Source organism: Rhizobium sp. 57MFTsu3.2 (assembly GCF_012932765.1).
GTDB classification, from domain to species: domain Bacteria; phylum Pseudomonadota; class Alphaproteobacteria; order Rhizobiales; family Rhizobiaceae; genus Rhizobium; species Rhizobium altiplani.
In genome coordinates, this window is sequence record NZ_JDWI01000006.1 from 57,558 (window position 1) to 83,347 (window position 25,790).

The following is a 25,790-nucleotide window of genomic DNA, read 5'->3' on the forward strand; positions in this document are numbered from 1 at the left end:
ATTTAGAAATCCGCAAATATAAACCACGACCGAACCACAATAGACCGACGGCGAATTCTCGCTCGCCGCACAACGCCGCCACCAGAGGACCCAAATGACTTTTTACCGGACGACACGGCTGATGCTTTCGAGCGTCGCCTTTCTTTCTCTCGCCGGCTCGGCTTTCGCGCTCGACGGCCAGGATCTGCTGAAGAAGATCAACGCAGCCTATAGCCAGCAGGGCGGTACGATCGTTGCCGACGGCGTCGATGTCAACGGAACCACCGTGACGCTGAAGAAGGCAAGCTTCAAACCAAACAGCGGCGAAGCGGTGTCCATCGGCGACATCACCATGACCGGCGTAGAAGCAGACGAGGATGGCAGCTACTATGTCGAGGAAGCATCCTTCCCGAACGTCAGCGCCACGAGTGAAGGCTCCACCTTCACGGCATCCGACCTGACCCTGAGCGGCATTTCGATCCCCGCGGATCCGAAGGGCGAAGGGCTCGACGCAATGCTCCTCTACGAAAATGCCCACAGCGGCCCCGTGAAGGTTGTCCAGAATGGAGAGGAATTGTTCTCTCTCGCCGAAAGCGACCTCAATCTGACGCTTCGCGAAGATGACTCCGGCTTCGATTTCGATGGTGCCTTCAAGGGCTTGAAGGCCGATATCAGCAAGGCAAGCGACGCACAGAGCAAGGAAGCAATCGAGAAGCTTGCCCTCCAGCATATCCAGGGCGACATCACGATGAAGGGCGCCTGGGACCTGACGCCCGGCACGATCGACGTTTCCGAGTTCGCCTTCGACTTCAACAACGTCGGCAAGCTGAACCTGGCCTTCAAGATCTCCGGCTATACGATGCCCTTCGTGAAGTCTCTGCAGGAAGCCGCCAAGCAGGCCGAAGCGAACCAGAACAAGGAAGAGGCGCAGCAGGCCCTCGGTCTCTCGATGCTCGGGCTAATGCAGCAGCTGTCGTTCGAGAGCGCCCGGATCCGCTTCGACGACGCTTCCATCACCAAGCGTGCGCTCGACTACGCCGGTGGCCAGCAGAACATTTCCGGCCAGCAGATGGCGGACTCGCTGAAGGCAATGACGCCGATCATGCTGGCACAGCTCAACATTCCGGAGCTGCAGAACGCCATATCGGCAGCCGTCAACACCTTCCTCGACAACCCGAAGAGCCTGACGCTTGCCGCCGCACCGGCGAAGCCCGTTCCGTTCCCGATGATCATGGGCGCTGCCATGGGCGCACCGAACACGCTGCCGCAGGTGCTTGGGGTCAAGGTTTCGGCGAACGACTGATGCGCCGAGCTCGAGTTTTTGATACCCGGCGTGCAGTTGCCCGCCGGGTTTCTTTGTTTTTGCAAGGTGGTCGCTGCCGGTTAGGCGGCGTAGCGGCGTAGCTCGTTCATAGCGTGCCCGACCATCTCCAGCAGTTCTGCAGTCGTGGCACCGTCACGCGCCTGTACCGACATGCCCTGGACGATCGCACCGAGGAAGCGCGCAAGCGATCCGGCGTTCGCATCCTGCCTGATATCCCCTTCCTTCATGCCGCGCTCGATGCGAGCGGTGAACAGGCCAAGCGTCTGCAATCGCAACGACGAGACGTGGTGCGCAATGTCCCCGCTCTCGGAAGCACAGTTCAGAACTGCAGTGGAGATCATGCACCCCTTGGGATGTTCCGGGGCGGTGAATAGGGCAGCCGATGTCTCGAGGAAGCGCCTGAACGTCGACACCGTATCGATCTTTTCTTCAAACGGATTGCCGGGATTCGGCCGCGGCATGCGCCGGTACTGATTCAACGCCTCGCGATAGAGTTCCGCCTTCGAGCGGAACGCCGCATAGAGGCTTTGCGGGGTGATCCCCATCGAGGCGGTCAGATCGGCAATCGAGCTGCCGTCATAGCCGTGCTCCCAGAAGACGTCGCGCGCGGCCGAAAGAACCGTTTCGCGATCGAAGGCCGGCGGGCGGCCGCGCTTTCTTTGTCCGCTATCTTGTGTGCCGTCATTATTTTTCACAATGGTCACTCTAGAAATATTTCTCGATCCGGTTTATTCAGGAACGGTCATTGTGATTATAGGAGGTTCGATCCGATGAGTCTTCCCCTTGAACCCCAGGATGCACAGCAGACAGTCGGCTTCGCGAACGCGCTCGATGCGGTGATCGACCGCACCATCGCCGCAAAGCGCCTCGTCGGTGCGGTGGTCCTGATCGCCCAAGACGGTGATATCGTCTATAGCCGCACCGCCGGCCTGGCCGACCGCGAAAGGGGACAGGCCATGGCCGAGGACACGATCTTCCGGCTCGCCTCGATCACCAAGCCGATCGTCACGATCGCCGCCATGCGGCTTGTCGAGGAAGGCCGCATCGGCCTCGACGACCCAGTGACGAAATGGCTGCCGGATTTCCGCCCGCGTCTTGCCGACGGCACGGAATCGGTCATTGTCATCCAGCATCTGCTCACCCATACATCCGGCCTCAGCTATGGCTTCACCGAGGAAGACGGCCCCTATGCCCGGGCCGGCATTTCCGACGGCCTCGATCAGCCCGGCCTGCCGATTGCCGAAAACCTGAAGCGGCTTGCGAGCGCCCCTCTTCTCTTCGCGCCCGGTTCGAACTGGCAATATTCGCTCGCCATCGATGTCATCGGCGGCGTCATCGAGAAAGAGACCGGCAGTTCGCTCGGCGAGGCGGTGGCAAGACTGGTGACCGAGCCACTCGGCCTGGCTGACACCGCCTTTGCGGTGCGCGACCGGGATCGGCTGGCCGCCGCCTATATGAGTGCCTCGCCGCAGCCGGAGCGGATGGGCAAGGAAGCGTCCGTGCGGGCGCTGACCGGTTTCGTGCGTTTCGCGCCGGACCGCATCTTCGATCCGAACTCCTATCATTCCGGCGGCGCCGGCATGGCGGGAACGGCAGGCGAGGTGTTGGCGGTTCTGGAGACGATCCGCAAGGGTGGCGCGCCGCTTCTCTCGTCCGAGACGGTCAAGACCATGATGGCGGATCAGGCGAACGGCGTGCGCCAGCCTCTCGATCCGGGCGTCGGCTTCGGCTTCGGCTGGGCGGTGGTGACCGATCCGGTCGCCGCACAGGTGCCGTGGTCGAAGGGGACGATCCGCTGGGGCGGCGCCTACGGCCACAGCTGGTTTGTCGATCCCACAAAGAACCTGAGTGTCGTGGCGCTGACGAATACGGCACTGGAGGGGATGTGGGGGCAGTTTACGGTGGATCTGCGCGACGCGATCTACACAGCGCTCTGAAGCCAGAAACAAAAGAAGCCCGACGCGCGCCGGGCTTCTTTTCAATCATGTACTCTGCCTCAGTCCTTCTTGACCGGCGGGATCGGGCGGATCGCAAGTTCGCGCAGCTGCGTCGGCGTTGCCGGGGTCGGCGCGCCCATCAGAAGGTCCTGCGCCTGCTGGTTCATCGGGAACAGCGAGATCTCGCGCAGGTTCTTGGCGCCGACGAGCAGCATGACGATGCGATCGATGCCGAAAGCGGCACCACCGTGCGGAGGCGCACCGTACTGGAAGGCGCGGTAGAGGCCGCCGAAACGATCTTCCACGTCCTGCTGGCTGAGGCCGATCTTTTCGAAGGCGGCGACCATAGTTTCCGGCGACTGGTTACGGATCGAGCCCGAAGCGATTTCGAAGCCGTTGCAGACCGCGTCGTACTGATAGGCCTTGATGCCAAGCGGATCCTGGTTCATCAGCGCGTCGAGGCCGCCCTGCGGCATCGAGAACGGGTTGTGGGCGAAGTCGATCTTCTTTTCTTCCTCGTTGTATTCGAAGAACGGGAAGTCGACGATCCAGCACAGCTCGAAGCGGTCGCGGTCGATGAGGTTCAGCTCGTCGGCGGCGCGGGTACGGGCTTCGCCTGCAAACTTGTAGAACTTGGACGGCTCGCCGGCGACGAAGAAGCAGGCGTCGCCCGCATCAAGGCCAAGCTGCGTGCGGATCGCTTCGGTGCGTTCCTCGCCGATGTTCTTGGCGAGCGGGCCGGAGCCGCCGATCTTACCGTCTTCTTCCTTCCAGAAGATGTAGCCAAGGCCGGGCTGGCCCTGGCTCTGCGCCCAGGCGTTCATGCGGTCGCAGAATGCGCGCGAGCCGCCGGTCTTTGCCGGGATCGCCCAGATCTCGACCTTCGGGTTCGAGGCGATCATGCCTGCGAAGACCTTGAAGCCAGAGCCGGCGAAGTGATCGGTGACGGCTTCCATGACGATCGGGTTGCGCAGATCCGGCTTGTCGGAACCGTACTTGCGGATCGCTTCGTCGTAAGGAATACGCGGCCATTCCTTGGTGACTGGCTTGCCTTCGGCAAATTCCTCGAAGATCGAGGTCATCATCGGACCCATGGTGTTCCAGATGTCTTCCTGCTCGACGAAGCTCATTTCGAGGTCGAGCTGGTAGAACTCGCCCGGCAGGCGGTCGGCGCGCGGGTCTTCGTCACGGAAGCACGGCGCGATCTGGAAGTAGCGGTCGAAGCCGGCAACCATCAGCAGCTGCTTGTACTGCTGCGGCGCCTGCGGCAGGGCATAGAAGGTGCCGGGATGAATGCGTGATGGCACCAAGAAGTCGCGCGCACCTTCCGGCGAGGAGGCCGTCAGGATCGGCGTCGTGTATTCGGTGAAGCCGATATTGCCCATCTCGCGACGCATGGCAGAGATCACCTGCGTGCGCTTGACGATGTTCTTGTGCAGCGTTTCGCGGCGCAGGTCGAGGAAACGGTACTTCAGGCGCACGTCTTCGGGATAATCGGGCTCGCCGAAAACGGGCAGCGGCAGTTCCTTGGCGGCGGAGAGAACTTCGATCTCCTGCGCATAGAGTTCGATCTCACCGGTTGCCATGTTCTTGTTGACGGTGTCTTCGGTGCGCGCCTTCACGAGACCGTCGATGCGGATGACCCACTCGCCACGAACCAGTTCAGCCTGCCTGAAGGCCGGAGAGTCCGGATCGGCGACGACCTGTGTAATGCCGTAGTGGTCGCGAAGATCGATGAAGAGAACGCCGCCATGGTCGCGAACACGATGGACCCAGCCGGAAATCCGGACGTTCGCGCCGACATCCGACTTGCGGAGGGCTGCACATGTGTGGCTGCGATAGCGATGCATAATCTCAATTCCCGGTATTTGGCTTAAGACGGCAGCAAGGGGCTCTGATGGCTCTCCCGTACCGACAAGAAAATCGGGCGGAAAAGCGCATGGACGGTCTGATTTGTCAAGGGTTGGCGCACCGAGCCTGCGCTTTGCGAGCGGTTATAGCGTGGTGCAACCCCGTGCTGGTGAACAGCCGTGCGGCAGTTTAGCAGCCTCGCACCATATTGCTGAAACTCTCGGTCAACTTTAAAGAGGAGCGATATCGTTCGTGTGGAGCCTCGAAATGCCTCTTCTCACTCGCCGCAATCTGCTGAAAACGTCTGCAGTCGCAGGTGCCTACGGCGTAGGGATCGGGATCGCGGGCAAGTTCGGGCTGGCGGAGGCTGCACCCGCGCCGCAGGTGCTGAAGGCCGTGAGGACGACCGCTGGTATCACCGACGCAGGCATCACGAAGGACATCCTGACCTGGGGCGATGGCGGCATGCCGCCCATCTTGCGAATGACGAAGGGGAAGCCTTTTGCTGCCAGGCTCACGAATACGCTCGACGAGCCGACTACGATCCACTGGCACGGTCTGAGAATCGCCAACAAGATGGACGGGGTGCCCTTCCTGACACAGCCCTACGTCTATACCGGCGACAGCTTCGACTACGCCTTCACCCCGCCGGATGCCGGCACCTTCTGGTACCACCCGCATTGCAACACGCTGACGCAAATGGGTCACGGCATGACAGGCCTTCTCGTGGTGGAGGATCCTGACGACCCCAAATTCGACGCAGAGGTATTGCTCAACTTGCGCGACTGGCGCCTCGGCGGCGATGGCCAGTTCATTGCGGCTTTCCGCCCGCGCGACGCGGCAAAGAGCGGCACCTACGGCACTGTCAGGACAGCCAATTGGCGTCAGGAGCCCCAGTATGATGCGCCCGCCGGCGGCCTCGTTCGGCTGCGGATCGCCGCGACCGACGTCACCCGCATCTTTTCGTTGAGGATGCAAGGGGCCGAGGCGACGATCATCGCAATCGACGGCAATCCGGTGCCAAAACGTTTCTCGCTCGATCTGCTGCTGATCGGCCCCGGCCAGCGTCTCGATCTCGCCGTGCGGATGCCGGATAGCGAAGGCGCCATTGCCGCGCTTGAAGACATCCGCGGTACAACACCGAAGACGATCGCCAAGCTTCGAGCCGTCGGAACATCGCTGAAGCGCAATGTCGGCGATCTCGCCGCGCTCGGCGAGAACCCTGTGGCCAAAGCCGACCTGTCTTCCGCAGAGAAGATCCCGCTCGTCCTCAGCGCCACGGCAGAAAGCGGAGCGGCCGACAGCATCTGTGGCACGCTGGGCTACAACTTCTGGGCCATCAACAAAGTGCCGTGGCCGGGTGACGGGCCAGACCCGACTGCGCCCCTGGCAGAACTGAAACTTGGCAAAAGCTACATCCTGCAGCTCGAAAACGTGACGCCGCACACGCACCCCATCCACCTGCACGGCATGAGTTTTACGGTTCTGTCGTCATCGACGCGGGATGTCACGCCCCTTGTCAGCGACACTTATCTCGTCCAGCCTGACGAAAAGGTGCAGCTCGCCTTCGTGGCCGACAATCTCGGCGACTGGGTGCTGCATTGCCACATCATCGAACATCAAAAGACCGGTATGACCAGTTATGTTAGAGTTGTTTGATAGGTCTTTGCGGGTTCTAGTTGACATATCCGGCCGAAAGGAGAAGGAAGGTTCAACTATGTCTATCCTGCGAATGAATTGAGATGATCGAAACTACCGCCGATTTGGAGGCGGCCTGCAAAGAGCTGGCCAAGTCAGAATTCATTACCATCGACACCGAGTTTCTCCGAGAGACGACGTTCTGGCCGGAACTCTGCCTGATCCAGATGGCAAGCCCGACGACCGAGGTGCTGGTCGACCCGCTCGCCAAGGGTCTCGACCTCCGACCGTTCTTCGAGTTGATGGCCAATCCGGCCGTCCTAAAGGTCTTCCATGCCGCGCGCCAGGATATCGAAATCATCTACAACCGCGGCGGACTGATCCCGCATCCGATCTTCGATACGCAGGTTGCCGCGATGGTATGTGGCTTCGGCGACTCGGTCTCCTATGATCAGCTGGTCAGCCGCACCAAGGGCGTTCAGATCGACAAGTCTTCGCGCTTCACCGACTGGAGCCGCCGGCCGCTTTCTGAAAAGCAGCTGGACTATGCGCTTGCCGACGTGACGCATCTGCGCGACGTCTACCGCTATCTCAAAGCCGAGCTGGAACGCGAAGGCCGCTCCTCCTGGCTGCGGGAGGAGATGGATATCCTTGAGGCCCGCGAGACCTATGACATGCATCCTGATGATGCGTGGCAGCGCCTGAAAATGCGCCTGCGCAAGCCGCAGGAGCTTGCCATCCTGAAATATGTCGCCGCCTGGCGCGAGCGCGAGGCCCGCTCCCGCAACGTGCCGCGCTCACGCGTATTGAAGGATGACGCGATTTACGAGATCGCCCAGCAGCAGCCGAAGGACGCCGAAGGGCTCGGTCGCTTGCGAACGATCCCCAAGGGTTGGGAGCGATCGGCTGCCGGCGTAGCTGTCATCGACGCCGTCAATGCGGCCCTTGCCTTGCCAAAGGCCGACATGCCGCACGCCCCGCGGCAGACGCAGCAGCCGGAAGGTGCTGCCGCTGCCGCCGAACTTCTGAAGGTCCTTTTGAAGCTGATCTCGGAAAAACATGGCGTCGCGCCGAAGGTCATTGCCAACAGCGAGGATCTCGACAGGATCGCAGCGGAAGGCGAAATGGCAGAAGTCGCGGCGCTGCACGGCTGGCGCCGGGAGCTTTTCGGCGAGCCGGCGCTGCAGCTTATCCAGGGCCAGGTCGCTCTTCGCTTCGTCGGCAAGAAAGTGGAGACGGTGGCGCTCTAAGCGCCATCAAGCGGACTTTTTTCGCGCATAGTCATCGCCAGATCGATTTGATCCAAGAACGCCGGCTTGGCGCGCCTTTCGGAAGCGCAGTAGTGTTCCTATATGGCTTGAGCACCGCCGGCGAAGCGACCGCGAAAAGGACGACATGAGGGAAATATCTCCAGTTCAGAACTGGTTGTTGATCGCGCTTGTTATCGCTGCGAGCGGCGTTCTCTACGACATGCGCTTCTATGGCGGCCATCCCTTCGTGGGCGCAACCTTTGCGCTGTTCATCGGCATGCCGATCATGGCCTTTGAGCGCAAGGTGATCCTGCGTGGTCTTTACCGGCGCATGCAGGCGTTGCCGACGGTAACGTTCTTCCTCGCCAAGATCTTCGCCTACGAAATCCTGATGAGCATCGGGTTCGCGATCGCCGGCCTATCCATGTGGTGGCTCGGCGTCTTTAGTCCGGCATCTTGGGTCAATGCCGTTGTCCTGCCTTTCGATGCCTTCCTCTATGCACTTGCGGTGTGTGCGCTTATCATCTTCGTGCTGCGCATCCGCGAATTGCTGGGCCGAGACATCTTCACGAGCATGCTTTTCAGCCGCTACAGGAAGCCAATCAGTGAGGAGCGGGTTTTCCTGTTCATCGACCTGGTGGATTCGACGTCCTTCGCCGAGAAGCATGGCGATCTCCGCGCGCAACAGATGCTGAGCTCGCTGTTTGCCACCTTTGCGGAGCCGGTGAGAAAGTACAGGGGCACCATCGACGACTACGTGGGCGACGCCGCCATCATCAGCTGGCCATTGGAGCGCGGGATCAAGTTCGCGCGATGCGTGAACTGCATCTTCGACATCATCGGATCGATAGAGGCGGATGCCGAGAACTGGCTGAAGACATACGGCCAAGTCCCTCGCCTGCGCGCCGCTCTCCACGGCGGTACGGTGATCACCGCCGAAATCGGGGTCGACCACCATAAGATCACCTATTTCGGCGACACCGTAAACACCGCCTCCCGACTTGAATCGCTCTCCAAGACGCTGAACCGATCAGTCCTGATCTCGAGCGACCTTGCCCAGCGGATCAAGATGCCGGAGACCGTCTCGGTCGAGGACCTTGGAAGCCACGCCGTCAAGGGCCGGGGCCAGAGCCTCGGTGTCATCGCGCTCGCCAAAGCGGACAACCACAAGACGTCACCAAAGCTTCATGCAAGCGTCAACGCACCGACATGAAAGCCTTGCTATTCGAGACCCGCATTCCAATCCCTGGGGGTTTCGATGAAAAATACTCTTCTTGCTTCTGTTTCATTTCTTTTTTTGATCGCCGGTTCAGCCGCCGCTGACCAGCAGGAATTTCCGGCAAAGCTTGCAAGCCAGGCCATCCTACCCGCCAACACGCTCGTGGCGGCTCCCGCCGATGCGCCAGAGTTCCTCAAGCATTCCGGCAAATTCACCACTGCTGACCGCAAGCGCACCGAAGCGCTCAACAGCGTTCCCGGCAAGGACGGCGCACGCGTCACCGATCTGAAACTGCCCTTCGATGGGCAGCCGATCCAGGGCTTCTCCGGCATCAAGAGCATGCCGGACGGCACGTTCTGGACGCTCTCGGATAACGGCTTCGGCGCCAAGGCCAACTCCAGCGACGCGATGCTCTCCCTGCATCAGGTCAAGTTCGACTGGCAGGCCGGCAAGGTCGATGTCGTCAAGAACCTCTTCCTCTCCGATCCGGACAAGAAGGCACCCTTCCCGATCGTGCTCGAAGGCGCCGAAAACCGCTATCTTACGGGTGCGGACTTCGACATCGAATCCGTGCAGCCCGTCGCAGACGGCTTCTGGATCGGCGAAGAATTCGGACCGTACCTTCTCAAGTTCGACACCGAAGGCCGCCTGACCGACGTTACTGCGACCACGGTCGATGGTAAGCCGGTCATGTCGCCCGACAATCCGGTGCTTTCCATCCAGGCAAACCCGACCGCGAAGACGCCGATCTTCAACCTGAAGCGCTCGGGCGGCTTTGAAGGTCTTGCTATGTCCAAGGACGGCAGCAAGCTCTATGGCCTGCTGGAAGGCGCGCTTTATCAGGACGACGGCAAGATGGAATCGGTTGACGGCCACACCGCCATCCGCGTCATCGAATTTGACACTGCTTCCAAAAGCTGGACCGGTCGTACGTGGTTCTACCCCTTCGAAGACAAGGGCGTTTCGATCGGCGACTTCAACATGCTCGATGGCTCGACCGCACTCGTGATCGAGCGCGACAACGGCGCCGGCACCAAGGACAAAGCCTGCGCCGATTCCAAGCAGCCGAAGCCGGATTGCTTTGAAGCCCCAGCCGAACTCAAGCGCATCTACAAGATCGAATTCAACGACGCCAACGTCGGCAAGGCTGTTCGCAAGATCGGCTACATCGACCTCCTGAACATCAAGGACCCCGACAACAAGAAGAAAGCTGGCAGCAAGGATGGCGTCTACGACATGCCGTTCGTGACGATTGAGAACGTCGATCGCGTCGATGCCACGCACATAATCGTCGGCAACGACAACAACCTGCCCTTCTCGGCCGGCCGCGCCGTCGATAAGGCCGACAACAACGAGTTCAGCCTGCTTGAAGTCGGCGAACTTCTGAACGCGAAGTAAGTCTCGGGCTTCGCCAAGAAGCCCCGCTCGGAAGAGCGGGGCTTCTTTGACTGGAATGCTCGATCTACGGACGTTCGAAAGTTCGGCTCAGCGCTCGGTCGCGCCCTTTCCGGCAATAATGTGATCGCGAAACTTCACAATGCGTGACGTGCGCGTAACGGACGTCTTCGCCCCGTTGAGATTGATCACGTAACTCTTCTGTCGCCCGGGCGTCAATTCGTGAAAGGCTTCTGCAAGTTCAGGGTCGGAGTCCAATGCCTCGACCAACTCGTCAGGCAATTCGAGTTCGCTTTCTTCCTTTGGCGGTTTAATGCCTGCCTCTGCATATCCCATCGCCTCCTTAAGGTAGGACAGGATGACAGGTTCCATCTTTGCCACTAGGGCGTTGTCCACAAAGCGGATCATGTCGGGATGCCGGGTATTCGGCCCCTGCTTCTCGAGAACGCCTTCGGAATCCTTCATGAGCGCTGCGTTGAAGAACGTGGCGCGAAAGTCGCTGCGAAAGGCACCGAGAATCACGATATTGCGGCCTTCGTGCATGTAGCAGGGATGCGCCCATTTCACCGTCTCGACGAGCCCGGCCTCGAGGCAAATTCGGCGAAGGTCGTTCAGGCCGTCGATCCATTGCCGCGTCGAACAGTCCGGAGTCGCAAAGCGCTCGCAGCGTCCGCATCCCTTCGTGAAGAAGTCCTCGATATCTGTGATCATGTCTCTGCCCGCATTTCGTTTGTGTCATTGGCCAGTTGAAGCATGTCAAACAGATACGTCAACCTCGCCGATAGCCGCCGGACTGCGCTACGCTGCATGCATCGGCAATATTGGCGGGCCAGGCATCGGGGCATGCGGTCTCCCGCTATCCGCAGCGCCAGCCTTCGGATCACCGGACGTCGATGGGCCATCCGTTGGTCGGCTTTCGCGGAACGTCAGTTCCGCGCCGAGTGCTATTCGAAGCGGAAAGCCAGACGCTTGTCCGCCAGCTTGGCAAGCTGCTGCAGCCGGCCATCGAGACGCTCACCTGCAAAGTCGTGATATTCCGCCGGCACTACGAACTCCAGGTCGAGATCGGGTTTGGACGATTTCTGGAAGGTGAGATTGCGCACGACGCCGGGCATCGATGCCGAAAAGAGATAGACGACACGCAGCAGGCCGCCGAGGAGCTTGGCGCGCTCGATAAATCGCGGCGTTGCGATCGTACCAAGAGGCCCCGTGGCGCCATCGTCATAAGGCCCTTCGAACCTGTAGTAGTTCGTCAGCGCAATGAAGGCGCGGCCAGGATGGCTGATGCCGACAAAGGATGAGTGAGCGATAATGTTCAGCGCCTGCAGGCCGCGGTAATCGGGATGCGCGCGCCAGCTGATGTCGGCAAGCAGACACGCAGCCTGGCGATAGCGCGCCTCCTCTTCCGTCTCCGTGATGCCGAAATAGGGCATCATGCGGCCTGTCCAGTCCGCCAGCTCCCTGGCGTGTTCCGGCGAACGGGCGCGCAGAATGGCGAGTTCGCCAGCGGCCGCCAGCAGTGGATCGCTGCGGCGCTCGCTCTCGGAGAGCAATGAATAGAGGTAGCCTTCACGCACGCCCTGCCCCGAGAACGAGATGACAGAGGGTTTCATCGCGCTCAGGACTTCCTTCATGGCAACCGCGCCGAAGGGAAGCAGCGCACGGCGATGCTTCGAAACGGCCATCCACGCAGGATCCTTCGAGTCCTTGGCAATCTCCACCTGATCGAGGAATTGCATCATCGCATCGAACGGAACCTCATAACCCTGCATCATGTGCAGCGGATATTCCGTCATTTCCATGTGCAGCTTCGCGATGTTTCGCCAGGTACCGCCAACGGCATAGAAAGTGCGCCCAGCCCCCTTCGCCAGCAGCTTCGAACTTGTTTTCACATGCTTGCGAGCAAACGTCCTGGCCTTCTCCATCGAGCCGCCGGCATATTCGGACAGACGAAGCCCACCGAGCGGCAAGGTAACCCCCTTGCCGACTTCCTTGCCCTTGATGTCAATCAATTCCAACGAACCGCCGCCGAGGTCACCGGCAATACCGTCTGGCGCATAGAAGCCGCTGACAATGCCGAGGGCGGAGAATTTCGCCTCTTCCTCGCCGGAGAGAACGCGGACCTTGCGCTGAAGAATGGTCTCGGCCTGATGGATGAAGTCGGGGCCGTTCGATGCTTCGCGGGCAGCCGCGGTCGCGAGAACGTACATGGTGGCAGCGCGCGCCTGATCGGACAAAGCCTTGAACCGGTGCAAAGCCGCCAGAGCGCGCTCGACGCTTGCCTCGTCCATCTTTCCGGTCAGCGCGATGCCCCGTCCGAGGCCGCACAACACCTTTTCGTTGAAAAGGATCGTCGGCGATCGGGACATGCCTTCATAGATGACCACACGGATCGAGTTCGACCCGATGTCGACGACGGAGACCGGGGCAATACCGGGAAGGCGCCCCTGGGCTTCTGATTCAACCATGCAGGTCCAATATTACTTGTTGTTTCGGCCAGAAAGCAGACCGGCGATCAGCTTGGGTGCACTGGATTTCAAGGCTTCGCCACGGCCGGACAGGCTGGGGTTGGTCATGAAATACTGCTGCGCATTGAACGGCTCTTCGCCCTTGCGCACTTCCATGCGCCTTGACGTTCCGTCGGGCAATATCTCGTAGCTTTGCTGGTTGTCAATGATATTGCCGAGCATAATCTGTGACAGGACCTGCTCGTGAACCGTCGGATTCTTCAAGGGTACCAGCGTTTCGACCCGGCGATCGAGGTTACGCGGCATCATGTCGGCCGAGCCGATATAGACCAGCGCCTTGTCCGACGGCAGCCCGTGACCATTGCCGAAGCAGAAGATGCGGCTATGCTCCAGGAAACGGCCTACGATCGATTTCACGCGGATATTTTCAGAGAGACCGGCAACTTGTGGACGCAGGCAGCAGATGCCGCGGATCACGAGATCGATCTCAACGCCGGCGCGGCTTGCCGTGTAGAGCGCGTCGATGATCTCCGGGTCGACAAGCGAATTCATCTTCATCCAGATCGCCGCCGGCGCACCACCCTTGGCGTGTTTGATCTCCTCGTCGATGTGACGAAGGATTCGGGTGCGTAGCGTGTAAGGCGAGACCGCAAGCTTCATGCTTTCTTCCGGTTCGCCATAGCCGGTAATGAAGTTGAAGATGTTCGCCATGTCGTGGGCGACCACCGGATTGCACGTGAAGAACGACAGGTCGGTATAGATCTTCGCGGTGACCGGATGATAGTTACCGGTGCCGAGATGGCAGTAGCTGCGCAGCTTGCCCTCTTCCCGCCGGACGATCAGCGACATCTTGGCGTGGGTCTTGAGCTCGATGAAACCGAAAACGACCTGTACGCCGGCGCGCTCCAGATCGCGGGCCCAGCGAATATTTGCCTCTTCGTCGAACCGTGCCTTCAGCTCCACCAGAGCGGTGACAGACTTCCCGGATTCGGCCGCGTCGATCAGCGCACGCACAATCGGGCTGTCGTTCGACGTGCGGTAGAGCGTCTGCTTTATCGCCAGGACGTCAGGATCGCGCGCAGCCTGGAGCAGGAACTGGACCACCACGTCGAAAGACTCGTAGGGATGGTGAACCACCATGTCCTTTTCACGGATGGCAGCGAAGCAGTCGCCGGCGTGCTCGCGGACGCGTTCGGGAAATCGCGCATTGTAGGGGGGAAATCGAAGGTCGTCGCGCGGTGCCTTGGTGATCTCGGAGAGAGTGTTCAACGCAAGGAGGCCCGGCAAAACCGCGACGCGATTGTCGGGAACGTTCAGCGCCTGCACGACGAACTGGCGCAACGACGCCGGCATTTCGGAATCGGTCTCGATGCGGATCACCGATCCACGGCGGCGGCGCTTCAGCGCGGTTTCGAAGAAGCGCACGAGGTCTTCGGCCTCTTCCTCGACTTCGATATCGCTGTCGCGGATGATCCGGAACGTACCCGAGCCCTGCACTTCGTAGCCAGGATAGAGCCGGTGAATGAAGACGTTCGTCACGTCCTCAAGCGTGACGTAGCGGATCGTATTGCGATCATCCGGCAGGCGAACGAAGCGGTCGAGAGCCGGAGGCAGGCGCAGCAGCGCTGTCATCGGTTCGCGGCCGCTCTTGCTGACAAGCTGCAGGCCGATCGAGAAGCCGAGGTTCGGGATGAAGGGGAACGGATGCGCCGGGTCGATGGACAGCGGCGTCAACACCGGGAAGATCGCCTGCTCGAATTCTGTCGCGAGCCACGCGCGATCGGATTCGCTGAGAGCTCCCGGACGCACGATCAGGATGTCTTCCTTGGCGAGGTACTGCTGGAGCACGGCAAGCGATGCCTGCTGCTCCATCTGCAGATTGTCGATCTCCTGGAGGATAGCATCGAGCTGTTCGGCCGGCGTCTTGCCGTCCGGCGAGCGCATCATAATATTCTGACGTACCTGCCCTTCCAGACCGGCAACGCGCACCATGAAGAATTCGTCGAGGTTTGCGGCCGAGATCGACAGGAAGCGGACCCGCTCGAGCAGGGGATGCTCAGTGTTCAGCGTTTCCTCGAGAACACGGCGATTGAACTGCAACCATGAGAACTCGCGGTTGATGAAGCGCTCGGGGCTAGCCAGCAGTTCTTCTAGCGAAGGCGCAGTCTCATCGGTTTCCGGAGTGGGTTCGTGATGCTCCGTGACTGCGCTGTCCATGGTCTGATTGTCCCGTTTCATTCGGCCAAGCGAATTATATCAGTTTCACGACGGAACTGTGACAGTCAATCCGACGGTTCCGAATTACCCAATTCATTCAACACTTCAGCGGCCAGAGCTCGGGTAATCTTTGTGCCGCGAGAGAGGGCGAGCCGGTCCAGCCTGTCGACGATCGTCTGAGCCGTATTCAGCGATCGTTCCATCCTGACAACGATATAGAGGACCAGTTTGTCATCAATATAAAGCTGGCGGTCTGCAAACAACTTTACCATGACCTGCGACAGCAGTTCCTCGTCCGGCTCGCCAATCTCGACGACGGTCGCGGCCTTGAGGCGCGAGCGCAAATCCGGCAGCTCCACCGGCCACGACATGGGCCAGAGGCGGCTTGTCATCAGAAGGCTGTGGCCGTTCTCCCGCACGCTGTTGATGACATGGAAGAGTTCGTTGTCATCGAACCCTACCCGATCGACATCCTCGAAAAGCACGGGACCGTTCGCCGCATCAATAGCCGCGTTGGCGCCGGCCTTCGGATGGATCTCTACGGCGCCGCTATGGTCCTTCCAGATATTCGCGAGATGCGATTTTCCCGAGCCCACCGGACCGGCGAGGATCACCACGGGAGAAGGCCAATTCGGCCAGGCATCAACGATGGAGACTGCAGCGGCAAGCCGTTCCGAGATCAAGAGATCATCGCGCCCGGTCGCAGCATCGTGCGAAAAAGCCAAGGGAAGCTGCTCGACGGCGGTGCGCCTTGGACCAGCGTTTTTCACATCAGTCATTGGGATCAGCTTTTGTCTTGCCGACCTGGCCCTCTTTCGAGTGGCCGGCATAAAGATCGCTCTGAAGGTAGCGCGAAAGGGCAAAGCGGACAAGCACGCCAACGGCCGCTGCCGCCGGGACGGCAACCAGCAGACCGACAAAGCCGAACAACGCACCAAAGGCAAACAGGGCGAACATCAGCCACACCGGATGCAGCCCGACACTGTGGCCTACCAGCTTCGGCTGCAGGATGTTGCCTTCCATGAATTGGCCACTGAAGAAGACCGCGAGCACCGCGCCGACCCAGATGTAGTCCGGCCAGAACTGAACGATGGCAACGCCGACGGCAAGAACAAGCCCCACCAAGGACCCCACATAGGGAATGAAGCTGATCATGCCCGCAAACAGGCCGATCAACAGGCCGAAGTTCAAACCGACCAACGACAGGCCAACCGCATACCAGACGCCCAGGATCAGGCAGAGCGAGCCCTGCCCGCGGATGAACCCGGCGATCGCCTGATCGATTTCACGCATGATCTGGTGGACGTTCGCCACGTAGTCGCGGGGAATGTACTGATCGACCTTGGCGATCATGCGGTCCCAATCAAGCAGCATGTAGAAGGCCACGACGGGCGTAACGATCATCAGCGAGATCACGTTGACGACGGCAAGGCCGGAACTCCAGACCTGGCCGAAGAGACCGGTGAGCAATCCAAATCCCTGCGACAGGATTTCGGAGAAGTTGTTCTTGATCGTCCCGAGCTGGTTCCTCACCCAATCCGGCATGAGGGAGTTCTGCGAGTTCGTGATAAATGTCTGCAACTGCTCGATGTAGCCCGGCAGGCGACCGGCAAAGTCGCTGAACTGGCTCGCCAAGACCGGTATCAAAATCATCAGGGCCAGCACGATCATGATGATGAAGGCGATCAGTATGACGATCGTCGACATGAGGCGGCTCAGCCCAAGGCGTTCCAACCGGTCCGCGACCGGATCGAGGAAATAGGCCAGTGCCATCCCGGCCAGGAACGGCAACAAGATCGAGCTGAAGATGAAAAGGAAGCCGATGAAGAAGGCAAGAACGATCAGCCAGAAGATCACCTGGCGCTTCAGACCTGCCCCGCTAACCTGCTGTGGCATCACATTCCCCGCTGATCGACTGTCTCGATCTTTCGCACCATACAGATGCAACCTTTCGAGCACATAGGATGTGGCCGAGAGAATGGTCAACCCCGGCGCTAAAAATCCAGAGGGCCTGCGTCAAAAGAGCGGGAAATTGGGGCTTTTTCCATGCAATCCCTTGCATGTAGGCCCGTGTCATGCAATGGCGACCCAAATATTGAGGCGGTGACATTTCCCGCCCCCGCGCAGCCATCGGAGAGCAGTATGAGCCAGTCTGGAAAAAACGGCCTGACCTATAGCGACGCAGGCGTCGACATCGATGCCGGAAACCTTCTGGTGGAGAAGATCAAGCCGGCTGTGCGCTCGACGCGCCGTCCGGGCGCGGACGGCGAGATCGGCGGCTTCGGCGGTTTGTTCGACCTCAAGGCTGCCGGCTTCACGGATCCGGTTCTCGTTGCCGCCAATGACGGCGTCGGCACCAAGCTGAAGATCGCCATCGACGCCGATTATCATGATACCGTCGGCATCGATCTTGTCGCCATGTGCGTCAACGATCTTGTGGTCCAGGGCGCAGAGCCGCTGTTCTTCCTCGACTACTTTGCGACAGGCAAGCTCGATCCCGACCAGGGTGCGGCGATCGTCGAGGGCATTGCTGCCGGCTGCCGCGACGCGGGTTGCGCGTTGATCGGCGGCGAGACTGCCGAAATGCCGGGCATGTACTCCTCCGGCGACTACGACCTTGCAGGCTTTGCCGTCGGCGCTGCCGAGCGTGGCCAGCTGCTGCCGTCAGGCGACATCGCCGAAGGCGATGTGATCCTCGGCCTTGCCTCCTCAGGCGTTCACTCCAACGGCTTTTCGCTGGTGCGCAAGATCGTCGGGATTTCGGGCCTCGCCTGGGATGCCCCGGCTCCGTTCGCGGAAGACAAGAGCCTCGGCGAAGCGCTGCTGACGCCGACCCGCATCTATGTAAAGCCGCTGCTGAAGGCGATCCGCGAAACCAAGGCCATCAAGGCACTGGCGCACATCACCGGCGGCGGCTTCCCGGAGAATATTCCGCGCGTCCTGCCGAAGCACCTTGCAGCCGAGATCGACCTTACGTCCGTGAAAGTTCCGGCCGTCTTCTCCTGGCTGTCGAAGACCGGCGGCGTTGAAGCCAATGAAATGCTGCGCACCTTCAACTGCGGCGTCGGCATGATCGCAGTCGTTTCGGCTGAGAACGTCGCAACCGTCACTGCCGCTCTTGAAGCTGAAGGCGAGACGGTCGTAACGCTCGGCCGGATGATTGCCCGCGCCGAGGGCGCGGCCGGCACGCTCTACAAGGGTACGCTCGCCATATGACGACGTCACGCAAACGCGCCGTCGTCTTCATCTCCGGCGGCGGTTCCAACATGATGGCGCTGGTCACCGCTGCCAAGGCTGCCGACTATCCGGCGGAAATCGTCGGGGTGATCTCCGACAGGGCCGATGCCGGAGGGCTTGCCAAGGCGGCAGCCGAGGGCATTCCGAGCTTTGCCTTCGTTCGCAAGGATTATGCCAGCAAGGAAGCGCACGAAGGAGCGATCTTTGCCGCGCTCGATGAGCTATCGCCTGACATCCTCTGCCTTGCGGGATATATGCGGCTTCTGAGCGGCACCTTCATCCAGCGCTACGAGGGCCGGATGATAAATATCCACCCTTCCCTGCTGCCGCTGTTCACGGGTCTGCATACCCACCAGCGAGCGATCGACGCCGGCATGCGGATCGCCGGCTGCACCGTGCACTTCGTGACCGAAGGCATGGACGAGGGCCCGGTTATCGGCCAGGCCGCCGTTCCGATCCTCTCCAACGACAGTGCAGAAAGCTTGGCCGCCCGTGTGCTCACCGTGGAGCATCAACTCTACCCGCAAGCGCTGCGGCTCCTTGCCCACGGCAAGGTGAAGATGGAGGGCGGCAAGGCCGTCAGCACCGGCGCTGCGGCAGCGCCGGCGGAACGTAGCAGCGTTATCTCGCTGATCGGCGAAGGGGCCTAAAGCACGGCGCGATCTTTTGGTTTCGCTTGCCCTACCTTAGTTTTTTGCTTTCACGCATGTGTTTGTCCTGAAAGCGGTTCCCACTTTCGGAGACATGCTCTTGGCCTCAGGCGGCAAGCGCCCGAGGCTGGTGCAGGGTGCCGTCGCTGTAAACGAAACGGCCTTTGCGGAACGTCGCGCGGATGCGGTGCACGTCGCCGGCTTCAACAACCACGAGATCCGCCTGCTGCCCAACGGCGATCTCGCCGCGATCCAGAAGACCTGCGGAACGCGCCGCATTACGGGTCGCCATGGCAACGGCGTAAGGCAGGCTCGTGCGGTCGGCAATCTTGAAGATGCCGGGCACGAAGGCCGCGGGATGATAATCGGCAGCGATGACGGTCAGCAGGCCAGCGGCTGCTGCATCGATCGCACTGAGATTGCCGGACATGGACTGGCCGCGCAGGGCGTTCGGAGCCCCCATCAGCGTCCAGAGACCGCGATGCCGCGCTTCTTCCGCCGCCGGAAGCGTCACCGGAAATTCGCTGATCGTGACACCGAGATCGTGCATTTGCGCGACTTTCTCGGCGCTATCGTCATCGTGGGAGGCGAGCGACAGCTTGTGTTTCAGGGCGAGATCGACGACCTGTTTCAGCTTGATCTCGATCTCCGGATTGTTGCGCATCTCGATGCGCTTGGCGACCATCTCGGCGGCCATCTCCTCGGAAATGGCCCGGCGCTCGGCAATGCTCAGGATGTAGCTCTGGATGTTGTTATACTGCCCCTGCCCCGGTGTATGGTCGGTCAGCGAGACCATGTCGACGTGGCCGGCTTCAAGCAGCTTCTCGAGCGCCGGCGCGGCACCGAGGTTGGTGATCTCATAGCGCGCATGGACGCGGTGATCGATAAGCAAATCATCCTGGAGTCGGTTGATACCCTCGATGACGGCCGAGGTGGTCTCAAGCGAGCGGACATGGCCGTAGACGCTTTCCGTTGCGAAGGAGACGGCGGCAAACGCCGTCGTGACGCCTGCAGCGGCCAGCTTCTTATCCAGTTCATGGATGCTGAAATCGATCGGCATCGGCGCATTCGGGCGCGGCGCGATCTCGCGCTCCACCATGTCGCCGTGAAGGTCCACGAAGCCCGGCATCAGCAAGCGCCCACCACCATCGATTGCGGTGTTGGCGACCGGTTCCGGCCTGATTTCAGCGATTACGCCGTCCTCGACGCGCACCGAGCCGCGGCTCACGATCTCATCTGGAAGGACGAGAGTAAAATTGCTGAGCCACATCGGTTTTTCTCCAAGCGCGTATTTATGACAAGGCGGAGCGCATAGCGCTGATTCATGACATCGGTGTGAACGACGAACCGCGCATGATTGAACCTGCGGCTATCGCAGCGACCCGCGGTTCAATGTGGCCCATTGCAGCAACGCAATCGTCTTCAGATCAACAATTTCCCCACGCTCGATCATCGCCATCGCCTTGTCGAGCTGCACTTCCAGAACTTCGATATCTTCGTGCTCGTGAGCAAGGCCGCCGCCATCCGATACCCGATCGGTGGTGTCGAACGTCGCGGCGAAGAAATGCAGCAGTTCCATGCTCGAGCCCGGCGAACTGTAGGCCTTGAAAAGGAAGCGCACATCGCGGACGCGAAAGCCGGTTTCTTCTTCAGCTTCGCGGCGGATCGCCACTTCCGGGGCATCACCATCCAACAGCCCTGCCGGGGCTTCGATGACCCAGGCCGGCTCACCATGCAGGAAGACCGGCAGCCGGAACTGCCGCACGAGGACAACGGTGTCTCGCTTCGGATCGTATAGCAGGATCGTCGCCGCCGGCGTGCGATGGTAGACCTCGCGCTGCAACCGATGCGTCTCGCCGTCGGAATCCGTATAGTCGATCTGGAAGTCGCTCAGGCGCGTCCAGCCGTTCGAGAGCGTCTTTTCATTAACGATCTCGGCTTTTGCCTTGTCAAATTTCGTCATGCAACATCCCTGCGGAGCCAGACCTTGTTGTCGTGGACCGCCGCGCCGCCATAGGGCGCGACCGGATCGGCGCCGGTCAGCACGTTGATCCCTTCACCGTCGATATGCGCCTTGTTCGGCCAGAGGCCTTCGGCAATCAACACGCCCGGCTTGACCTCCTCGGTGACGCGCACATGGATCCGAAGGTCGCCACGGTTGTTTCCGATCCGCACGAGGTCGCCATGCTCGATGCCGCCTGCCGTCGCATCGGCGGGGTTCATCATCAGTTCCGGCCGCCCTTCCTTCTGGCGCGAGGTCTTCGTCTCGGAGAAGCTGGAATTCAGGAAGTTGCGCGCCGGCGACGTTGCCAAGCGGAACGGATGCTCGCTATCGGCAAGCTCGATAACATCGACCTGATCCGGAAACGCCGGCAGCTGCTTGTATGGTCCGAGAGCACCGACAGCGGCCGGCGGCTTGTTCGGCGCAGGGCCGTCGACCCAGTCCGGGCGGAAATGGAACTTGCCGTCAGGATGCGCGAAGCCCTTGAGGAAATGCGCATCCTCGAAATCCGGCTGACGGTCGAACCATTTGTGTTCGAGGAAATGGTCGTATCCCGGCAGGTTGCTGGCTTCGAGAAGCCGATCGATCATTTCGCGGGCCGTGAAACCGAAACCGGGGCGATCGGCGACACCGAGACGCTTTGCCAGTTCTTCGATCACGAACAGGTTCGTCCGGACGGTCTCCGGCGGCTCAACCAGCTTAGGGCCGAGCAAAATGTGGTTCTGGCCCCCGGCGCGATAGATATCGTCATGCTCGACGAACATCGTTGCTGGAATGACGATGTCGGCCATCTCGGCCGTCTCCGTCATGAACTGCTCGTGCACCGCGACGAAGAGGTCCTCGCGAGCGAAGCCGCGTTTCACCAGCCGTTGTTCGGGGGCGATGTTCACCGGATTGGTGTTCTGGATCAGCATTGCCGTCACCGGGCCGCGATGGCGGAGCGCCACGGCATCGCCAGTCAACGCGCGGCCGATCTGCGACTGGTCGATCATGCGGATATCCGCATCCTTCATCGCCTTGCCGGTCAGTTCCGCATTGTTCATGCGGAAGATATCGCTGTTGGAATGGAAGGCACCGCCGCCTTCGTATTGCCAGGAGCCGAGCACCGTCGCGATCGAGGCCGCCGCATGCATGGCAACCGCGCCATTGCGCTGGCGGGTAAAGCCGTAGCCGAGGCGGAAATAGGTCTTCTTCGTTATGCCGACGAGGCGCGCGAAGGCTTCGATCTCATCAACGGAAAGGCCGGTGATGGCGGCGGCCCACTCGGGCGTCTTCGTCCTCAGATGCGCTTCAAGGCCGGCAGGATCGTCGGCATACTTTGCCATGTACTCGCGATCGGCATAGCCGTCGCGGAAGGCGATGTGCATGACGGCGCATGCCAGCGCGGCATCCGTACCCGGCTTGACGATCAGCGCCATGTCGGCCTGCTTCATCGTCGGATTGTCGTAGATGTCGACCACGACGATCTTGGCGCCGCGCTCCTTGCGGGACTTGATCGCGTGGGTCATCACGTTGACCTGGGTGGACACCGCATTCGTGCCCCAGATCACGACGCAATCGGTGCCGCCCATCTCACGCGGGTCGGGTCCGCGCAGCGTTCCCGTCGCCATGGTGAAACCGGTCCAGGCCGGGTTGGTGCAGATCGACGAGAAGAAGCCGGAATAGCGCTTGGCGTGGCGCAGGCGCTCGATCGAGTCGCGCTGAACCCAGCCCATCGTTCCGGCGTAGAAATAGGGCCAGATCGCTTCGCTGCCGTCCCTGGCTTCCGCCTTGACGAAGGCTTCGGCGATTTCATCCAGCGCATCGTCCCAGGAAATCTGCTGCCACTGCCCTGCCCCCTTGGCGCCTGTTCGGCGCAGCGGGTGCATCAGCCGGTCCGGATGATAGAGGCGCTCGGCGTAGCGCGCGACCTTCGCGCAGATCACTCCCGAGGTGTAGCTGTGATTGTTTGCTCCGCGCACACGGCCCATGCGGCCATCGTCGCCGATCTCCACCTCCAGCGCGCAAGTGGAGGGACAGTCGTGCGGACAGGCGGTGTGACCGAGCCTAACATTCGACTTGGCGGATTTGGCGTGAATGGGGGTCGCAATGTTCATGGCTTTTCTATATTCGAACCGGAAACCGGCCAAAAGCCACAAATGTCGTCGATCAGGTGAATTCATCACGGGCATCAGCGAAAATGAACTACCGCCATATCTACCACGCGGGCAATTTTGCCGATGTGCTCAAGCACGCCGTCCTGGCGCGACTGATCCGCTACATGCAGAAGAAGGATGCGGCCTTTCGCGTGCTCGACACGCATGCCGGCATCGGGCTTTACGACCTCTCCTCCGAGGAGGCTCAAAAGACCGGTGAATGGAGCGAGGGCATCGGCAAGCTCCTGGACACAGAGCTTGCTCCACAGGTCGCCGAGTTGCTGGAGCCCTATCTATCCGCCGTGCGTGAGCTAAACGCGGAGGGCGGCATCCGCCTTTATCCCGGCTCTCCAAAGCTCGCCCGCATGCTGTTTCGACCGCAGGACCGGCTCTCCGCGATGGAATTGCATCCGGAGGACTTTGCCCGGCTGCATCGGCTTTTCGAGGGCGATCATCAGGTGCGGATCACCGAGCTCAACGGCTGGCTCTCGCTCGGCGCACACCTGCCGCCGAAGGAGAAACGCGGCATCGTCCTGGTCGATCCGCCGTTCGAGGAAGATGGCGAATACGAACGCCTTGTGGATGGTTTGGCGAAAGCCTATCGCCGCTTCCCCGGCGGCACCTATTGCCTGTGGTATCCGCTGAAGAAGGGGGCGCCGATCAAGGAATTCCACGAGGCGCTGCAGGCCCTCGACATTCCGAAGATTCTCTGCGCCGAGCTCATCGTCCGCAGCGACCGGGGGATCAACGGATTGACCGGCTCCGGCCTGATCATCGTCAATCCGCCCTTCACGCTGAAGGACGAGTTGCATGCGCTTCTACCCGCGCTCAAGGACCATCTTGCACAGGATCGCTACGCGTCGCATCGAGCGTTTTGGCTGCGCGGCGAAACCAAGGCGGCAAAGGACGATTGACCGACTCTAGCTGGCGCGAAATAGTCGCGCCAAGACATGACCGTATGGAAGAATGACCATGAAGATCCTTTGCGCACCGACGTCTCCCTATTCCAGCAAGGTGCGCATGGCGGCGCGCTATCTGGAGCTCGACGCCATCGAAATCCGAGTGGATACCAATGCCGGCCCGGCGATCCTGGTCGATAACAATCCGCTCGGCAAAATCCCGACACTGCTAACCGACGATGGGCTGTCAATCTTCGACAGCGTCGCGATCATGCACTATTTCGACCGGCTGAAAGGCAAGAAGCTCTACCCTGCCAAGAACGGCAAGCGGACCGAGGCGGAAATCCTCGAGGCACTATGCGACGGTATCTGCGATTGCCTGCTGGCGATCGTTTATGAGCGGCGCTTCCGCGACGAGGAAAAGGTCCACCAGCCGTGGATCGACCGGCAGTGGAAGAAGGCCGTCAGCGGCTTGAACCATCTCAGTGTGCACCTGCCAAAGATCGGCAAGCGGCTGCACGGCGGCCACTTCGCGCTTGCCGCCACGCTCGGGTATCTCGATCTGCGCTTCAAGGAACAATGGGAAGCCGATCATGCCGAACTGATCGGCTGGGGCCGCGAATTCGAAAAGAAGTTTGCCGCCTACGGCGAACTGAAACCTCAGACCTGAGACGTTCCCTTGTCGGCCCTGACGAAATCGATGAAGGCCCGGAGCGCCGTCGGCAATTGCCGGCGGCTCGGATAATAGAGGAAGAAGCCCGGATAGAAAGGGCACCAATCTTCCAGCACGCGTATCAGCCTGCCCTCTGCGATCGCCGCTTGCGCCTGCTCTTCGAAAAGGTATCCGAGACCGCAACCGCGCAGCACGGCATCCTGGATAATGTCCTGATCGCCCAATGTCAGGGGACCACTGACTTCGATCTCCAGTTCGATGCCGCCGCGCTCGAACTCCCATCGATAGAAGGCGCCACCGGCAAAGCGGTAGCGCACGCATTCGTGGTCACGCAGATCGTGCGGCGTCAACGGACGGTTCCGGCTCTCGAAGTAGCTCGGCGCGGCAACTACCGCAAAACGGTGGCGCGGACCGATCGGCACCGCAATCATATCGGCCTCGATGCTTTCGCCAAAGCGCACACCGGCATCGAAGCCCGATGACACCATATCGATCAGTCCGTCATCGATGACAATCTCGACCTCGACGGATGGATAGGCCTTCAGGAAACGAGAGACGATCGGCAACAGCACAAGCTTGGTGGAGACCCGCGCCGCATTGATGCGCAGCTTGCCATGCGGTTGGCCGCGGAAGCTGTTGAGATCGTCGAGGGCTGCATCGATGTCGAGGAATGCCGGTCGGATGCGGTCGTACAGTCGCTCGCCGGCCTCGGTCAGAGCTACGCCACGGGTCGTCCGGTTGACGAGGCGGACTGCCAACCGTTCCTCGATTGCCCGCAGCGCGTGACTGAGGGCAGACGCCGTGACACCCAGTTCGACCGATGCCTTCCTGAAGCTTCGGTGGTTGGCGATCGCCAGGAAAATCGCAAGATCGGTCGAACGGACACGTTTCATTGATGAATTTTTCTCAGCACCCT

At 60.7% G+C, this 25,790-nt stretch carries 21 protein-coding genes; 10 read left to right on the forward strand and 11 right to left on the reverse strand.

What is annotated here, in order from left to right:
- Positions 1-94: 94 nt before the first annotated feature.
- A complete protein-coding gene (locus AF71_RS08855) occupies positions 95-1,282 on the forward strand; it encodes a hypothetical protein (RefSeq protein ID WP_169681042.1) in 1,188 nt (395 codons plus the stop codon).
- A gap of 80 nt (positions 1,283-1,362) precedes the next feature.
- Here the strand turns inward: AF71_RS08855 and AF71_RS08860 are convergent, their stop codons facing one another.
- A complete protein-coding gene (locus AF71_RS08860) occupies positions 1,363-2,007 on the reverse strand; it encodes a TetR/AcrR family transcriptional regulator (protein ID WP_018859187.1) in 645 nt (214 codons plus the stop codon).
- A 66-nt stretch (positions 2,008-2,073) separates the two neighbouring features.
- On the opposite strand from AF71_RS08860, the gene AF71_RS08865 reads away from it, so the two are divergent.
- Positions 2,074-3,240, forward strand: coding sequence for a serine hydrolase domain-containing protein (locus AF71_RS08865; protein WP_169681044.1), 1,167 nt, complete (start codon positions 2,074-2,076; stop codon positions 3,238-3,240).
- A 59-nt stretch (positions 3,241-3,299) separates the two neighbouring features.
- On the opposite strand, the gene aspS is transcribed toward AF71_RS08865, so the two are convergent.
- A complete protein-coding gene (gene aspS, locus AF71_RS08870; protein ID WP_113470731.1) occupies positions 3,300-5,090 on the reverse strand; it encodes an aspartate--tRNA ligase in 1,791 nt (596 codons plus the stop codon).
- Between the two features lie 268 nt (positions 5,091-5,358).
- Here aspS and AF71_RS08875 point away from each other — a divergent pair, with 268 nt between their 5' ends.
- The 4 genes from AF71_RS08875 to AF71_RS08890 all read left to right on the forward strand — a co-directional run bounded on the left by AF71_RS08875 (position 5,359) and on the right by AF71_RS08890 (position 10,596).
- Entirely contained in the window at positions 5,359-6,750 is a 1,392-nt protein-coding gene (locus AF71_RS08875) for a multicopper oxidase family protein (RefSeq protein ID WP_169681046.1), read from the forward strand.
- A gap of 83 nt (positions 6,751-6,833) precedes the next feature.
- The gene (gene rnd / locus AF71_RS08880) at positions 6,834-7,979 is read left to right on the forward strand and encodes a ribonuclease D (RefSeq protein ID WP_113470730.1); all 1,146 of its coding nucleotides are present in this window, start codon (positions 6,834-6,836) and stop codon (positions 7,977-7,979) included.
- Positions 7,980-8,124: 145 nt separating this feature from the next.
- Positions 8,125-9,192 (forward strand): adenylate/guanylate cyclase domain-containing protein, encoded by a 1,068-nt coding sequence (locus tag AF71_RS08885; RefSeq protein ID WP_026372048.1) that lies wholly within the window; start codon positions 8,125-8,127, stop codon positions 9,190-9,192.
- 45 nt (positions 9,193-9,237) lie between these two features.
- Positions 9,238-10,596: an esterase-like activity of phytase family protein gene (locus AF71_RS08890; RefSeq protein ID WP_113470729.1), complete on the forward strand. Its 1,359-nt coding sequence runs from the start codon at positions 9,238-9,240 to the stop codon at positions 10,594-10,596.
- Between the two features lie 87 nt (positions 10,597-10,683).
- On the opposite strand, the gene AF71_RS08895 is transcribed toward AF71_RS08890, so the two are convergent.
- From AF71_RS08895 to AF71_RS08915, 5 genes are all read right to left on the reverse strand, one after another.
- Complete coding sequence (locus tag AF71_RS08895) at positions 10,684-11,304, reverse strand: YdeI/OmpD-associated family protein (RefSeq protein ID WP_018859180.1); 621 nt, start codon at positions 11,302-11,304, stop codon at positions 10,684-10,686.
- 233 nt (positions 11,305-11,537) lie between these two features.
- On the reverse strand, positions 11,538-13,061 hold the full coding sequence (gene ppx, locus AF71_RS08900) for an exopolyphosphatase (RefSeq protein WP_018116879.1): 1,524 nt from the start codon (positions 13,059-13,061) through the stop codon (positions 11,538-11,540).
- A 12-nt stretch (positions 13,062-13,073) separates the two neighbouring features.
- Positions 13,074-15,278, reverse strand: coding sequence for an RNA degradosome polyphosphate kinase (locus tag AF71_RS08905; RefSeq protein ID WP_026372047.1), 2,205 nt, complete (start codon positions 15,276-15,278; stop codon positions 13,074-13,076).
- A 65-nt stretch (positions 15,279-15,343) separates the two neighbouring features.
- Positions 15,344-16,057, reverse strand: a complete 714-nt coding sequence (hdaA, locus tag AF71_RS08910; protein ID WP_018859178.1) for a DnaA regulatory inactivator HdaA — start codon at positions 16,055-16,057, stop codon at positions 15,344-15,346.
- On the reverse strand, positions 16,050-17,174 hold the full coding sequence (locus AF71_RS08915; RefSeq protein ID WP_018859177.1) for an AI-2E family transporter: 1,125 nt from the start codon (positions 17,172-17,174) through the stop codon (positions 16,050-16,052). The genes hdaA and AF71_RS08915 overlap by 8 nt, the downstream gene beginning before the upstream one ends.
- A 246-nt stretch (positions 17,175-17,420) precedes the next feature.
- Between AF71_RS08915 and purM the strand changes: the two genes are divergently transcribed.
- Both purM and purN read left to right on the forward strand, forming a co-directional pair.
- Complete coding sequence (purM, locus tag AF71_RS08920) at positions 17,421-18,494, forward strand: phosphoribosylformylglycinamidine cyclo-ligase (protein WP_169681048.1); 1,074 nt, start codon at positions 17,421-17,423, stop codon at positions 18,492-18,494.
- Entirely contained in the window at positions 18,491-19,165 is a 675-nt protein-coding gene (gene purN, locus AF71_RS08925) for a phosphoribosylglycinamide formyltransferase (RefSeq protein ID WP_169681050.1), read from the forward strand. The genes purM and purN overlap by 4 nt, the downstream gene beginning before the upstream one ends.
- Positions 19,166-19,271: 106 nt before the next feature.
- On the opposite strand, the gene AF71_RS08930 is transcribed toward purN, so the two are convergent.
- The 3 genes from AF71_RS08930 to AF71_RS08940 form a co-directional block, all read right to left on the reverse strand.
- Complete coding sequence (locus AF71_RS08930) at positions 19,272-20,435, reverse strand: alpha-D-ribose 1-methylphosphonate 5-triphosphate diphosphatase (RefSeq protein WP_169681052.1); 1,164 nt, start codon at positions 20,433-20,435, stop codon at positions 19,272-19,274.
- Between the two features lie 99 nt (positions 20,436-20,534).
- A complete protein-coding gene (locus AF71_RS08935) occupies positions 20,535-21,128 on the reverse strand; it encodes an NUDIX domain-containing protein (protein ID WP_169681054.1) in 594 nt (197 codons plus the stop codon).
- Positions 21,125-23,263, reverse strand: coding sequence for a molybdopterin oxidoreductase family protein (locus AF71_RS08940; protein WP_169681056.1), 2,139 nt, complete (start codon positions 23,261-23,263; stop codon positions 21,125-21,127). Before AF71_RS08940 ends, AF71_RS08935 begins: the two co-directional genes overlap by 4 nt.
- Positions 23,264-23,346: 83 nt before the next feature.
- Here AF71_RS08940 and AF71_RS08945 point away from each other — a divergent pair, with 83 nt between their 5' ends.
- Positions 23,347-24,216, forward strand: coding sequence for a 23S rRNA (adenine(2030)-N(6))-methyltransferase RlmJ (locus tag AF71_RS08945; RefSeq protein WP_113470724.1), 870 nt, complete (start codon positions 23,347-23,349; stop codon positions 24,214-24,216).
- Between the two features lie 58 nt (positions 24,217-24,274).
- The gene (locus AF71_RS08950) at positions 24,275-24,871 is read left to right on the forward strand and encodes a glutathione S-transferase (RefSeq protein ID WP_018116869.1); all 597 of its coding nucleotides are present in this window, start codon (positions 24,275-24,277) and stop codon (positions 24,869-24,871) included.
- Here the strand turns inward: AF71_RS08950 and AF71_RS08955 are convergent.
- Positions 24,862-25,767 carry a LysR family transcriptional regulator gene (locus AF71_RS08955; protein WP_029792504.1) on the reverse strand — a complete coding sequence of 302 codons (906 nt, stop codon included), beginning with the start codon at positions 25,765-25,767 and terminating at the stop codon, positions 24,862-24,864. The two genes, AF71_RS08950 and AF71_RS08955, sit on opposite strands and share 10 nt — an antisense overlap.
- Between the last annotated feature and the right edge of the window lie 23 nt (positions 25,768-25,790).